General features: G+C 43.4%; 12 protein-coding genes. 4 read left to right on the forward strand and 8 right to left on the reverse strand.

What is annotated here, in order from left to right; all coding sequences use genetic code 11:
- Window positions 1–15 precede the first annotated feature (15 nt).
- The gene (locus tag VRU48_RS04860; RefSeq protein WP_330106799.1) at window positions 16–1257 is read left to right on the forward strand and encodes a homoserine dehydrogenase; all 1242 of its coding nucleotides are present in this window, start codon (window positions 16–18) and stop codon (window positions 1255–1257) included.
- Window positions 1258–1403: 146 nt separating this feature from the next.
- Here the strand turns inward: VRU48_RS04860 and VRU48_RS04865 are convergent, their stop codons facing one another.
- The 3 genes from VRU48_RS04865 to VRU48_RS04875 are packed head-to-tail and all read right to left on the reverse strand — an operon-like array spanning window position 1404 to window position 6687.
- Window positions 1404–2741 carry a dihydrolipoamide acetyltransferase family protein gene (locus VRU48_RS04865; RefSeq protein WP_330106800.1) on the reverse strand — a complete coding sequence of 446 codons (1338 nt, stop codon included), beginning with the start codon at window positions 2739–2741 and terminating at the stop codon, window positions 1404–1406.
- A gap of 58 nt (window positions 2742–2799) precedes the next feature.
- A complete protein-coding gene (locus VRU48_RS04870) occupies window positions 2800–4047 on the reverse strand; it encodes a competence/damage-inducible protein A (RefSeq protein ID WP_330106801.1) in 1248 nt (415 codons plus the stop codon).
- Window positions 4048–4059: 12 nt separating this feature from the next.
- Complete coding sequence (locus tag VRU48_RS04875) at window positions 4060–6687, reverse strand: putative LPS assembly protein LptD (protein ID WP_330106802.1); 2628 nt, start codon at window positions 6685–6687, stop codon at window positions 4060–4062.
- A gap of 125 nt (window positions 6688–6812) precedes the next feature.
- Between VRU48_RS04875 and VRU48_RS04880 the strand changes: the two genes are divergently transcribed.
- Genes VRU48_RS04880 through VRU48_RS04890 form a run of 3 tightly spaced genes read left to right on the forward strand, consistent with a single transcriptional unit; the run spans window position 6813 to window position 9525 of the window.
- A complete protein-coding gene (locus VRU48_RS04880) occupies window positions 6813–7688 on the forward strand; it encodes an N-acetylmuramoyl-L-alanine amidase family protein (protein ID WP_330106803.1) in 876 nt (291 codons plus the stop codon).
- Window positions 7689–7728: 40 nt separating this feature from the next.
- Window positions 7729–8553 (forward strand): N-acetylmuramoyl-L-alanine amidase family protein, encoded by an 825-nt coding sequence (locus VRU48_RS04885; RefSeq protein ID WP_330106804.1) that lies wholly within the window; start codon window positions 7729–7731, stop codon window positions 8551–8553.
- A gap of 15 nt (window positions 8554–8568) precedes the next feature.
- Window positions 8569–9525, forward strand: a complete 957-nt coding sequence (locus tag VRU48_RS04890) for an MlaD family protein (protein WP_330106805.1) — start codon at window positions 8569–8571, stop codon at window positions 9523–9525.
- Between the two features lie 500 nt (window positions 9526–10025).
- On the opposite strand, the gene VRU48_RS04895 is transcribed toward VRU48_RS04890, so the two are convergent.
- From VRU48_RS04895 to VRU48_RS04915, 5 genes are all read right to left on the reverse strand, one after another.
- The gene (locus tag VRU48_RS04895) at window positions 10026–10937 is read right to left on the reverse strand and encodes a ribonuclease Z (RefSeq protein ID WP_330106806.1); all 912 of its coding nucleotides are present in this window, start codon (window positions 10935–10937) and stop codon (window positions 10026–10028) included.
- A 7-nt stretch (window positions 10938–10944) separates the two neighbouring features.
- Complete coding sequence (locus VRU48_RS04900) at window positions 10945–11331, reverse strand: STAS domain-containing protein (protein ID WP_199141011.1); 387 nt, start codon at window positions 11329–11331, stop codon at window positions 10945–10947.
- Between the two features lie 34 nt (window positions 11332–11365).
- Entirely contained in the window at window positions 11366–12319 is a 954-nt protein-coding gene (locus tag VRU48_RS04905) for a phosphoribosylaminoimidazolesuccinocarboxamide synthase (RefSeq protein WP_330106807.1), read from the reverse strand.
- A 67-nt stretch (window positions 12320–12386) separates the two neighbouring features.
- Window positions 12387–12662, reverse strand: coding sequence for a hypothetical protein (locus tag VRU48_RS04910; protein WP_330106808.1), 276 nt, complete (start codon window positions 12660–12662; stop codon window positions 12387–12389).
- A gap of 92 nt (window positions 12663–12754) precedes the next feature.
- Window positions 12755–13717, reverse strand: coding sequence for a PhoH family protein (locus VRU48_RS04915; protein ID WP_330106809.1), 963 nt, complete (start codon window positions 13715–13717; stop codon window positions 12755–12757).
- Between the last annotated feature and the right edge of the window lie 82 nt (window positions 13718–13799).

Consider the following 13799-nt stretch of genomic DNA (forward strand, 5'->3'; position numbering starts at 1 on the left):
TTAACACAACATAAAATGAGCAAGAAACTTAAAATAGGATTATTTGGATTTGGCGTGGTTGGACAGGGCCTTCATGATATCATCCGCGGACAGAACCTGAATTTAGAGGTGGTAAAAATCGCCATCAAAAATCCGGAGAAGAAACGCAGCCTGGATGCGCACCTTTTCACTACTTCGCATGATGAAATTCTGGACAATCCGGAAATCAACACCATTGTAGAGCTAATCGACGATGCTGATGCCGCTTTTGAGATTGCCAAAAAAGCTTTGAGCAGTGGCAAGCACGTGGTATCAGCCAACAAAAAAATGATTGCCAACCACTTGGAAGAACTGGTGAAACTACAGGCCGAGCATGGTACCTCCCTGCTGTACGAAGGCGCAGTATGCGGCAGTATTCCGATTATCCGTAACCTGGAAGAATACTACGACAATGAATTGTTGCACGGAATCAGTGGCATATTCAATGGTTCATCAAACTACATCCTTTCTAAAATATTTAACGAAGGCCTAAGCTACAGTACCGCTTTGCAACAGGCCCAAGATTTAGGTTTTGCCGAAACCGACCCTATTCTGGACGTTGGAGGCTACGACCCTAAATTTAAATTGACCATTGCCACGGCACATGCCTATGGCTTGTTTATCAATCCAGATCATATTTTAAATGTGGGCATCCAAAATATTTCAGATGCCGATATCCAATATGCGAGAGAGAAGAACTTTAAGATTAAATTAGTACCTACGGCACGTAAAATCAGCACCAAACAAATCGTAACCTTTGTGTTGCCCAAATTTGTAAAGGCTGACGATTTCTTGTTCAACGTAGAAAACGAATACAATGGCGTAACTGTGCAGGCTGCTTTTGCCGACAAGCAGTTTTTCTTTGGCAAAGGTGCAGGTGGCCATCCTACCGGTGCCGCTGTACTTTCCGATATCGCCGCTTTGCGCTACGACTATCGCTACGAGTATAAAAAATACCACCAACAAAACGGTCTTATCCATACCGACAAGGTAAGCATTGAAGTTTACCTGCGTTACGTACATGAGTACACCGTAGAAAAACTTCAGGTAGAAAACATCTCGGAGCGTTTTGCCCGCAATGATTACAAATACGTAATTGGTAGCATCAGTCTGAAAAACCTGATCGAAAACCGCGAATTGCTGCTGAACAAAGACGTGTTTATTGCCCAAACCGGCAAACTAACCTATAGCCAACAAGATATTAAGGCCATAGCAGAAGAAGGACTGCTTGTAAACTAGAGCTATTAGACCTGCGAAGTTTTGAAAACTTCGCAGGTCTTTAAAAAAATTTTTGTTTTGTTTCTATGCAAAAAGGCCCGAAATATTCGGGCCTTTTGCTTTATTGCAGTAAGACATGCGAAGTTTAAAAACTTCGCATGTCTATTTTATGAAATCTCTCTGTTGATATCCCAATTCTCAAGATAATCGGCTACGCGACGAACAAACGAGCCACCTAGCGCTCCATCTACCACCCTGTGGTCGTAAGAAAGCGAAAGGAACATCATGTGGCGAATGGCAATTACATCGCCAAACTCTGTTTCTAAAACAGCTGGTTTCTTTTTAATAGCACCAACGGCCAAAATAGCTACCTGCGGCTGATTGATAATCGGAGTACCCATTACATTGCCAAAAGAACCCACGTTGGTTAAAGTGAATGTGCCATTTTGGGTTTCATCTGGTTTCAGTTTAGAAGCACGTGCTCTCGAAGCCAAATCGTTAACCGCTTTGGTCAGGCCAACTAGGTTCAATTGGTCGGCATTCTTGATAACCGGCACAATCAAATTGCCACTAGGCAAGGCAGCAGCCATACCGATATTGATATCGCGTTTTTTGATGATTTGCGTTCCGTTTACCGTTACATTGATCATCGGGAAATCCTTGATCGCTTTGGTCACAGCCTCCACAAAAATTGGTGTAAAGGTAATTTTTTCGTTCTCTCTTTGCTCGAAGGTCTTTTTCACCTTATCGCGCCATTTCACCAAGTTGGTTACATCGGCTTCTACAAAAGAAGTTACGTGTGGCGAAGTCTGCTTGCTCATCACCATATGTTCGGCGATCAGCTTGCGCATTCTGTCCATTTCAATAATTTCGTCGCCACCACTTAAGCTTGGTGCTGGCGCAACCGCTGCTTGTGGCTTGGCTGGCGCGGCAACAGGCTGACTAGTTTGTGCAGGCTGTGCAGCAACAACTGGTGCGCCACCATTTTTTTGTTGTACATAGTTGAGCAGATCATCCTTGGTTACACGACCATCGGCCCCACTTCCTTTGAGCTGATCAAGCTCTGCCACAGAAATATTTTCTTGTGCAGCTATATTTTTCACCAACGGCGAATAAAAACGACCTGAATCTTTAAAATCCTGCGCAGTATTCGATGTTGTTGGCGTACTTGGCAATTGGCTAATGCCCGGGATATTGGCTTCGGCAACTGCTGGTGCTTCTTGGGCAACCGGCGTTTCCTGAACCGCTGTACTTTGCTCGCCACCCTCGGTTTCGATAATGGCAATTACAGCTCCTACCTGAACTACATCATCGGCAGCAAACAACTGCTTTACCAGCTTTCCGGCAACTGGCGACGGCACTTCCGAGTCTACCTTGTCGGTAGCAATTTCCAATATGGTATCGTCCAGCTGAATGGTATCTCCCGGCTGTTTCGTCCATTTGATAATGGTCGCTTCTGCAACACTCTCTCCCATTTTTGGTAACAATAATTCGTATTGTGCCATAGTAATTACTTGTGTTTATAATTGGTATACGGGCGCAAAAGTACGCTTTTTTAGCGATTTAATTCAAATCTTGTTTCAAGAGATTTAGCAGCATGGTTAAGGCAGCCATTGCCGAACGCTCGATATTCTGAATTCTTTTGCTGCCAAAAGTGAAGAGTTTGGCTTCTACTTTATGCTTGCTGGCCACGGCAATCCATACCGTTCCGACAGGTTTTCCGGGCAGGCCTCCACCCGGACCGGCAATGCCGCTCACCGCGATGGCGTAATCGGTTTTAAAGTGTGAAATAGCACCTTGAGCCATCTCCTTTACGGTTTGCTCGCTTACTGCACCAAAAGTAGTCAGCGTTTCGTGCTTTACGCCCAAAATAGATTCTTTCAGATCGTACGAATAAGCCACCGCACCGCCTGCAAATACGGCCGAAGAGCCTGCGTGTTGGGTAATAAGATGCGAAATATAGCCTCCGGTACAGCTTTCGGCGGTAGAAAGCGTAAGCCCTTTGGCCTCCATTTGGTCAAGAATTGCTTTTTCGAGCGCAATATCCTGGTCAATCACTACGTGTTTAGCAATCCGTGTCATGATTTGCTGTGCAAAATGCTCGATTTCTTTTTCCAAAGCCTCCTCATCGGCACCCGTACCGCTTAGCCTCAACCTCACCTGACCAAGCTTTGGCAGGTAGGCCAATTTGATATGGCTGGGCAACTGATCTTCGATATCTTCAATCTGTTGCGCCAAAAAAGACTCGCCCAAACCAGCGGTTAAAATGGTTTTATGGATAATTGACGAAAGGTTAAAGGCTTTTTTGATGCGTGGCAGAATTTCTTCCTCCATCAAATACATCATTTCGAAAGGCACGCCCGGCATCGACACGAATATTTTCCCGTTCACCTCAAACCACATGCAAGGCGCCGTGCCGTTTTTGTTCTGGATTACCGTACAGCCATCTGGAACATCGGCTTGTTTGATGTTGGCCTCGATCATGGGCCTGTTGAGGCGCGCAAAAATATCGGTTACATGGGCCAAAGTAGCTTCGTCCCTGCGCAAGGGCATATTAAAGTAGCTCGACAAGGTCAATTTGGTTACATCGTCTTTGGTTGGCCCCAAACCGCCGGTCATCAAAATCAGGTCGGCACGTTGCTGGGCTTCGTCTAAAGCCTGTTTAATATGCTCGGCCTGGTCTGAAACCGAAGTAATCTGTTTAACGCTTACGCCAATCTTGTTCAGTTCTTGGCCCATCCACGCAGAATTGGTGTCAACAACCTGACCAATCAGGATTTCGTCGCCAATAGTGATGATTTCTGCTAACATCTTTCTATGTATTTAGTATTTGGTATAGTAGCCTTTGCGTTTGCTCAGCTTCAGGTCTTGCAAGATAGAAGCCTTTACTTTGATATCGATCGAATAGCTCTGGTAGCTGCCGAAAGGAATCCAGCTGGCGCTCAAATCCCAACAATGCAGGTCACGGTAAATGGCAAACGAAGTATAAGAGAGGTTTTTGGCCTTAAAGTCGTAACCAGAATTGAACTGGATCTTCCACTTTGGCGTTAAATTAAAATCGCCGTTAAAGTTCAAGGTATTGCTGATGTTTCGGGTTGTTTTTTGCCCGAATGGATTGTTATAGTTGAAGCTATAAGAGAAAGCAAAATTCCATGGGATATTAAAATCGACAAACGCATTCGGATCTCGACTAATGGCCGCCAGTTCTTCAATCTGTTCTGGCGTACGACCCGTTTGTGCCGTTTGGTTTTTCAGATTATCCATGTTTTTGTTCCTGCTTTTTAAAGCATCCGGATTCAAACTGTAGTCGAAAGAAAACGTGAAACTGGTTAAACGAGGCAATTTTCCCTCACTCCATACAAACTTGTCAATTTCACGATAAGAAGGAGATCCACCAGCAGTAGTAGCAGGCGTTTCGAGCACCACATAAGGACTAAACACCCCACTAAAGTTAAAACCCAATTTATCGGTAAACTGCGAACGGCCACTAAAATTGATAGGTGCCAGTTTCATACTGTCTTGCACAAAATTATATGAACTCGAAAAGGTCAGGCCCTGGATAATCGGGATTTTTTTCTCGCCCGTACCGGTAGTGTCTTTGGCCGAAGCTACCTTCAGTTCCACGTTGTTATCGACAGAAAAACCCAAGCTGGCTTGCTTGCCTGCCGAGGGCCCACCAAAAATACCTTGTTCAAAAATCGAGTATTTTAAAGGTCTGCCCCTGTTGTCTAATTTATATTGTCCAGTTGGCACGCTCAAACCCGGCCTAAGGTCGTTGGTATAAATTTCCTGATATTTGTAATAGTTGCTATTTGTAGAAAAATCGGGCTTATAACTGAAACTGATATTCGGGGTAACTACGTGCCTGATGGCTTTGATCTTGCCCAAATTCTTGAAATCCTTCCGGCCATAAAACTTGGTCGACATGCCCAAGCTCAAGGAATACTCTCCCGCGCGCCTGAAGCCATTCACCGTATCAACCGCAATACTGTCTACGCCCGGCGATTGGATGTAACGGTTCCTTACGGTCTGGAAATACCATCGCTCGTTGTAATTGGCATTTGCACTAAAATTGAGGTATTTGAGCACATTGAAAGGCAAGCTGATTGGAATAGAATGCTGCATGCCGTTTTTAAAACGCTTTAATCCGTCTTTGTCAAAAAGCAGGTTTTCTTTGGTATTTACGGTATTGCTGGCCTGCAAACTATAGCCTACACTTAGTTTCTGATACCATTTTGGCGTGCCAGAGCTGTTCTTCATGTCGAAAGGGTTAATGGTCGACATGTTTAAACTCACTTGGGGAAGCGTTAAGCTGATGGTTTTGTTCTGTGTTTCTTGCGAGTGGGTCAAGGCAGCGGTTAAGTTAAACAAACCATCGCCAAACACCTTGCCATAAGAAATACTCGAACTCATGGTATTCTGTGCAATCTGATTGATATCGTAGGTACCATTGGCAGCCGTAGTCCTAAAAAAGTTGCCCGTACCCGCATTTACCGAGGCACTAAAAGTAGTTCCGGGTCGGGCGTTGGCATTTTGGGAGTGTGTCCACCCAATGTGGAAGTTCTTTTGAGGCGTATATTCCGGCGTTCCTTCCAAACCGTTTCGGGTACTGGAATAAGACAGGTTAAAGTTACCGTTGTATTTGTAACGCTTAATATAATTGGTAGCCAGACTAAGGTCGTAAGAACCGTTGGTAAAGATGTTCCCCATCAATTTGGCATCCCAATAATCGTTCAGTGCCAGGTAATACCCCCCATTGGTCAACGAAAAACCCTTGGTGGCATCCTCTCCGGGCGTAGGCAAAATAATACCCGACGATTTCTTGTTGGGCTTCGGAAAAAAGCCAAAAGGAATAGCGATGGGCAAAGGCACCCCCTCAAATTCCATATAAACCGGTCCTGTAATAATTTGGGTTTCGGTGGCAATCCCTTTGGTAATGTGGATGCCATAATGCGGATGTGGCAAATTACAAGTACTATATATGGTACCCTTCACATGGAACTCGTTATCGGGTTGCACCTTGGTTTTGCCACCCGAGAAAAATCCGCCCTGCTGTTCGGTATACACACCATCCACAGTACCCTCATGATCTTTGGTGTTATAGGTCAACGAATCGGCAATAGACGAGCCCTCTTTGCCCATCTTAAAAATCGGCCTGCCCACATATTTGCCCTTGTCGGTTTTAACGCCACTGGCAAAAATGGTATTGTCTTTCGAATTGAAGCGGATGTAATCGGCATCCAGCTCAAAATCTTCATAAATCACCCGCGCCTTTCCATACAGATGGATAATGCCGTTTTTGCGGTCGGTACGGATAGAATCTTGCGAATAATATTCCAGTTTAGCGTCTAAACTGCTTTTGGTCATCTTTTTTTTGACCTTTGTCGTATCTTTTTTGGAAGTGTCGGTTTGTTTAACTACCTGCTGAAAAGTAAATTTGGACAAAGCCATAGCTTTATTCCCCGCAACTGAAAATAAAAGAGTAGCCGTTATGAAAATGATATTCCGTAAAAGTTTCAAATTTGTGCGTGAATGTTATTTTTGCAATAATGTTTATCCCAAAACGTTCAAAATTAATGAAAAATATACCAATGGTTAGGTCAAATCCGATTTTGATGATATTTATTTCTGCCATCCTATTGTTAGGCATTGATAACCAATCATTTGCACAAGAATACAAAATAAAAACAATCGTAATAGATGCAGGGCATGGTGGCCGGGACGGCAATACGCGCGGGCTTTACTCTGCAGAAAAAGACGTGGCTTTAAAAACGGCATTGCGACTTGGAAAGCTGATTGAAGACAACTTAAAGGATGTAAAAGTAGTTTATACCCGTACAACCGATGTTTTCATTCCTTTATATGAACGTATCGGTTTGGCCAATACGGTTAAGGCCGATCTTTTCATTTCGATCCACTGCAACGACATGCCGGTTTACACCACCCGTTATATTAGTGGCTATACCCGTAAAAAAGGCAAAAAGGTACCTATCTATAAATACAGAAGCGCCAAAAGCACTTCTACCAGAGGTACGGAAACCTTTGTTTCGGGTACAGGCAGGATCAACGAGCAAGATGATGCCATCAAAAGAGAGAATGCTTCTATCTTTTTAGAGGACAACTATAAGGAAAATTACGAAGGCTTTAACCCCGACGATCCTGAAAGCGCCATTATCCTGTCGCTGATGAAAAACACTTTTAGGACGCAAAGCCTCAAACTGGCCAAATTTGTACAAGACGAATATGTAAAAGTAGGCAGAATAAACCGAGGCGTACAAGAAAAAAGCCTGGCCGTGTTGGCTCGTGCAGGTATGCCGGCTATCCTGACCGAAATCGGTTTTATCAGCAATCCGCCCGAGGAAGACTACATGAACTCAGAAGCCGGACAAATAGAAATTACCGAATGTCTTTTAAAAGCCATACAAGCTTATAAAGCAAGTGTAGAAATCTAATTCACATTATTTATTGTAAATTTGCACCAAACAAAATTAAATGAACCTGAAGAAGTACCTGCCTATTCTTATTATATGTTGCTGTTTTACCCTGCAAAGCTTTGCGCAAGGGTACAAAATGAAGACGATAGTAATTGATGCAGGCCACGGCGGCTTCAGGTCGGGCGCAGCGGGCTCCTACTCGCTCGAAAAAAACGTAACCCTACAGGTAGCCCTCAAACTGGGCAAAAAGCTGGAAGAAACCTTTCCGCACATCAAAATCGTACAAACACGCAGAACGGATGTTGATGTGGATTGGTACAGAAGGGCCGAAATTGCCAACGATTTAAAAGCCGATCTTTTCATTTCGATCCACTGCAACTCTATGCCCGACGACAAGGTCTTGGTTGGCAAAGACAAAAAAGGCAAGCCTATTTACAAATACGTTAAAAACAAAACCACCAAAGGCACCGAAACCTTTGTAGGTGCCTACCGACGCATTAACGAAATGGATGCCGGCATTAGGGAAAACGAGGAAATTTTAAAGGACAAAGACTACAAGAAAAAAGGTGCATATGATCCGACCGACCCCGAGGAATTAATTATGCTATCTTTGTACAAATCGCTGTACCGGGCAAAAAGCCTCGACCTGGCCCAGAAGATACAAAAAAACTATACCGAAGTAAACAAAAGGGGCAACAGAGGTGTTAAAGAGCAAGGATTATTGATTTTACAAAGGGCAGCCATGCCTTCTGTACTAACCGAAATCGGCTTTATTTCTAACCCCGATGAAGAAGACTACATCAACTCTGCCAGCGGACAGGAAGAGATTGTAAATGCAATAGTTGATGCCATTAAGCAATATAAAAAAGAAGTTGAGAACTAAATAAACCCAAACTACGTGAAAATCAAAAACGAAACTAAAGTAGGCGTTCTGGCCGCATTTGCCATAGCCTTATTGATTATCGGCTACAACTTTTTAAAGGGAAACTCCATCTTTTCGAGCGAAACCGTGCTTTATGCCAAATATACCCATGTAGACGGTTTAACTGTATCTAAACCAGTATTGATCAATGGTTTTCAAATCGGTCGGGTTGATGCGCTCGAGCTGAAACCAGACGGAGGCATTGTAGCCACGCTGAAAATCAAATCGCAATACGAGATTCCAAAAAACACCATAGCGCGCTTAGAAAGCACCGATTTATTGGGTGGCAAAGCCATTGTAATGGTTTTGGGCGATAGCAAGGAATATGCAGAAGATGGTTATGTACTAAACGGAAACGTGGAAAAAGGTTTGATGGAATCCGTACAGCCGGTACAAAAAAAGGCCGAGCTGATCATTACCAAAATGGATTCGATTTTAACCAGCGTAAATTCGATCTTAAATCCGAACTTCCAGAAAAATGTTGACCGCAGTTTCAATAGCATTGCCTCTACCCTAACTTCGTTGGAAGCTACTTCTAAAAAAGTAGATGCCTTGGTAGGTTCTGAAAGCTCTAAACTTTCTAATATCCTTTCTAACGTAGAAGCCATTACGGTTAATTTCAAAAACAACGGCGCAAAAATAGATGCCATTTTAGCTAATTTGAATACTGTTACGGATAAGGCCGCGGCGCTTAACTTCAAATCGACTATTGATAACGCCAATAAAGCCATAGCCGATTTGCAAGGCATGGTAAGCGAATTAAAAGGCGGAAAAGGTACCTTGGGCCAATTGCTTAACGATACAAAAATGTACGACAACCTGACCAACGCGGCCAAAAACCTTGATGCATTGATGATCGACCTTAAGGCCAACCCTAAACGCTATGTACACTTCTCGGTATTTGGTGGCGGTGGCAAAAAAGACGATAAATAGGCAATTTAGTCAAATGATATAGCTGAAAGCTGGGATTTCTCCCGGCTTTTTTTGTAGGTTTTCAAAAATATAACTGGGTAAATTTGAGAAATAAAATACACATTAGTAGAAATATATACTCATTTTTCTACATATTAATTTACTCTATTTTGAAGAAAAAAACCAGTCGCCACCCGTAATATATGTTCTAACAGCTATTTAGTAAATTATTTGGGATTAAGCACCAAAGGCATGTTTATTGTCGTAAGAGGAGTATTCTTTTTTGAACAAAACAGAAGCATAGCTTCTCTTAGATAAACAAATCCTTAATAAATTATCCCTCTTGTACGCTCAACAAGGGGGATTGCTCTTTTTAGGGGTCCTTCGAGGCGGAAGGCAAAAGAAAGACTAAAGATAAAAGACCAAAGGTAAAAGACCAAAGGTGGAAGGCTGAAGGTTTATAGCTAGCAACTATTAACCATGGACAATAGACTATGAACTATGGACTATTGACTAAAGACTTATATCTCGTAAGTAGTTCCTTCAATGGCCAATTGCGTAGCAGGAAAAACACTTTTGGCTTCATCTAAAAGCTCAACCAATGTTTTATAGCGAGAAGAGAAATGGCCAATCAGCAATTTCTTGGCATTTACAGCCTGGGCCACTTCTGCTGCCTGCAACGCCGTAGTATGGTGCGTTTCTTTAGCCCTTTCGAGCATATCGTGCAAAAAGGTAGCCTCATGGTATAAGGTATCGCAATTTCTGATGCTATCGAAATAGGCTACATCGAACAATGTATCTGAGCAATAGGCATAGGATTTAGGCACGGCAGAATCGGTCGTGTAATCGGCGTTCAGCAAGGTTTCTCCACCGGGCAGGGTCAAATCGGCTCCTCTTTTAAGCAAGGGATAACATTCTAAAGGCACGTTTTTGGCCTCGAGCTTGTCGACCAGCAATTTCCGGAGCCGTTTTTTCTCGGTAAACTTAAATCCCGTACAAGGAATGCGATGGTTGAGGATAATGGTTTCTACCACTACATCTCGGTTTTCGAAAATCACGGCCGGCTGTTCGGGGTCGATAGCAAAATACACCAATTCGTAGCGCAATGTTGTATCCGAATGCTTAAACTGCAAGGCCAGGATTTCTTGTATGGCTTGTGGCGCGAAGATGTACAAAGGTTTAATGCGCCCGTTCAGGTGCATGCTCGACAACAAGCCAATCAGGCCGAAATAGTGGTCGCCATGCAAATGGCTGATGAAAATAAAATCTATTTTAGAGGCTTTGAGGCCAAACTTAATGAGTTGCTGCTGCGTACCTTCGCCACAGTCTATCAGGTAAAACTTTTCGTTGCAGTTTAATAGTTGGGCAGTGGGATTTCTATTGTATACCGGCGTAGCAGAACTACTGCCCAAAATGGTTACCTCAAATTTCATTTAGCGTTTATCCTTTATCTACGCTGCCACGGAGTTCTTTTTCAATCTCCTCCATAAAAATCAAATCGGTTGCCTCATCCAGTTTGTTCACAAAAACCACCGATTGGTGCAGGTTAGACATCTTGATGATCTTGGCAATGCTTTCATTAACGCCACACACCACAAAAACGCCTCCAGCACTTTTGCAAAGCCTATCGCCTACCAGCAAACTGCTCAGGTCTTGCGAGTCGATGCATTCTTTCACTTCAGACAAATCAAGCACGATGTTGCGGTAGCCTTCTGTATTTAACAAAATGAATTCCGACTTTAAGGCCGGGGTATTATCATTGGTGAACTTAGGTTCGTCCAATTTTAAAACCACATATTTTTCGTGCTTATCAGTTGAGAATTTCATATTTCTTAGTTTTTATTGTAAACGAAATTAGCGATTATTTCGACAACAGGTCGTTAATTGCGTTTTGGGTGTTCTTTTCTATTCTGTTTAAAATGTCGGCCGAAGGGTTTTTAATAAACTTTTCGCCGGTAATCTGCTCATATAATTCGATGTAGCGCTCTGAAATCGAGTCTACAATTTCGGGGGTCATGGTTGGCACCACTTGTCCGTCTTTGCCCTGAAAGTTATTTTCGATAAGCCATTTGCGGACAAACTCTTTCGACAATTGTTTCTGAGGTTCTTTATTGGCCTGCCTTTCTTCATAACCTGCCGCATAAAAATAGCGCGAAGAATCAGGCGTATGGATTTCGTCGATCAGGTAGATGGCATCTCCTACTTTTCCAAACTCATATTTGGTATCGACCAATATCAAGCCTCTTTCGGCGGCCATTTCAGTACCGCGCGCATACAGCGCATGGGTGTAGGCTTCCAATTTTTCATAATCAAGCAAAGAAACAATGCCTTTGGCCAGGATATCTTCTTTAGAAATATCTTCGTCGTGGCCTACAGCAGCCTTGGTTGTTGGGGTAATAATAGGCTGTGGCAATTTGTCGTTTTCGCTTAATCCATCAGGCAATGCAACGCCACAAACCGTTCTCTTGCCCGCACTGTATTCGCGCCAGGCATGACCGGCCAAATAGCCTCTGATCACCATCTCTACTTTAAATGGCTCGCAAATGCGACCGATGGTTACCATTTCGTCTGGCGTGGCCAATACCCAATTGGAAACAATATCTTGCGTGGCAGCCAAAAACTTGGCAGCGATCTGGTTCAGCACCTGGCCCTTGAAAGGAATGGCTTCGGGCAAAACTACATCGAATGCCGAAATCCTGTCGGTCACTACCATCGCCATTAACTCATCGTTGATGGTATACACATCGCGCACTTTGCCTTTATAAAAATTGCTTTGTTGCGGAAAATTAAAATGGGTTTCTTTGATTGCTCTCATTAGCCTATAAAAATACGATTTTAAACCAAAACCACTAGCGTTTAGCCTGCCTCACGACGTAATTTTATTACAATTTGTGTAGAACCGCTTCAAAATCAACCACTAAAATATGTCCTATGGCTTGTTCCTTTACTAGTACCGTAATGTGGTCGTTCATCTTATGCAGCTGCAGCCTCCCTTTAAACAAGGTCGAATCAGGTTCGGTCAAGAATTTTTTCAATGTTTTGCCATTGGTCTTGTGGCAAACCCATTCTTCATCACCTGTTAAAACAACCAGCCTCAAGTTTTTGCCATCCTCAGATTCTATGGCCAATTTAAACGGTTCATCTAACCCAAATTGCATTTGAATGATTTTAAGACCAATTTTCAGTTTACAGTTTTCAATTGAAAGTGCCTTCAGCCCTATCGACTATCAACCATAAACTACCAACTAAACTACTGAATATCCCCGTAGGCTTTCAGGATGGCTTTCACCAATTTATGGCGCACCACGTCTTCGCCGCTCAGGTAAATAATGTCGATGCCTTTAATCTCATTTAGGATGCGCAAGGCATTATGTAAGCCCGATTGCGATTTTTTAGGCAAATCGACCTGGGTAATATCACCAGTAACAATGAATTTTGCCGTTGGGCCCATACGAGTCAGGAACATTTTCAGTTGCAAATCGGTGGCATTTTGTGCCTCATCCAATATCACAAAGCAATTATCGAGGGTACGGCCACGCATAAAAGCCAAAGGTGCTACTTCGATGGTTCTGTTCTCCAGGTAAAGTTTTAGCTTCTCTGGCGCGATCATATCGTCGAGCGCATCGTATAGCGGACGCAAGTACGGATCTACCTTTTCCTTCAGGTCGCCGGGCAAAAAGCCCAGGCTCTCTCCTGCTTCAACAGCCGGACGGGTTAAGATAATCCGCTTGATTTCCTTGTTTTTTAATGCCCTAACGGCCAAGGCCACAGCGGTATAGGTTTTGCCGGTACCTGCAGGACCGATGGCAAACAATACATCATTTTTGCCGATACTATCGACCATTTTACGCTGATTGGCCGTGCGCGCCTTAACCAATAGTCCGTGGTTGCCATAAACGATTACTTCGCCGCTACTCACTGGCGCAACGGCTGGTGCTTCATCGGTTTTGGCTACTGTTTTTTTGGCACCGAGTATCGATTCTACATCGTTATGCGAAAGTGTCCTGTATTGATCGAGGTGGGCAACGAGTTGTTCGAACTTTTGCTCAAAGGCCTTTAGCTCAGCCTCATCCCCCAACGCCTTAACGTCGTTTCCTCTTGCAACGATCTTCAATTTGGGAAAAGCCGCCTTCATCAGCTCGTAGTGTTCGTTGTTGGCGCCCCAAAATTGTACCTGATCGGTTGTTTCTAATGTTAGCTTCAGTTCGTTCAAAATATTGTATTTTTTATTTAGAAGTGTCTATTTTGATTTTAATTTTTGAATATTTGTAGGCGATTTGCCCCTACGCAAGAAT

It is taken from the genome of Pedobacter albus (assembly GCF_036324255.1).
Lineage (GTDB): Bacteria > Bacteroidota > Bacteroidia > Sphingobacteriales > Sphingobacteriaceae > Pedobacter > Pedobacter albus.

Excerpts from the sequence above, each read along its gene's own strand:
- VRU48_RS04895 (WP_330106806.1), bottom strand. The coding sequence starts at position 10,937 with ATGAAATTTGAGGTAACCATTTTGGGCAGTAGTTCTGCTACGCCGGTA.
- VRU48_RS04860 (WP_330106799.1), top strand. The coding sequence starts at position 16 with ATGAGCAAGAAACTTAAAATAGGATTATTTGGATTTGGCGTGGTTGGA.
- VRU48_RS04900 (WP_199141011.1), bottom strand. The coding sequence starts at position 11,331 with ATGAAATTCTCAACTGATAAGCACGAAAAATATGTGGTTTTAAAATTG.
- VRU48_RS04910 (WP_330106808.1), bottom strand. The coding sequence starts at position 12,662 with ATGCAATTTGGGTTAGATGAACCGTTTAAATTGGCCATAGAATCTGAG.
- VRU48_RS04885 (WP_330106804.1), top strand. The coding sequence starts at position 7,729 with ATGAACCTGAAGAAGTACCTGCCTATTCTTATTATATGTTGCTGTTTT.
- VRU48_RS04905 (WP_330106807.1), bottom strand. The coding sequence starts at position 12,319 with ATGAGAGCAATCAAAGAAACCCATTTTAATTTTCCGCAACAAAGCAAT.
- VRU48_RS04880 (WP_330106803.1), top strand. The coding sequence starts at position 6,813 with ATGAAAAATATACCAATGGTTAGGTCAAATCCGATTTTGATGATATTT.
- VRU48_RS04875 (WP_330106802.1), bottom strand. The coding sequence starts at position 6,687 with ATGGCTTTGTCCAAATTTACTTTTCAGCAGGTAGTTAAACAAACCGAC.
- VRU48_RS04865 (WP_330106800.1), bottom strand. The coding sequence starts at position 2,741 with ATGGCACAATACGAATTATTGTTACCAAAAATGGGAGAGAGTGTTGCA.
- VRU48_RS04870 (WP_330106801.1), bottom strand. The coding sequence starts at position 4,047 with ATGTTAGCAGAAATCATCACTATTGGCGACGAAATCCTGATTGGTCAG.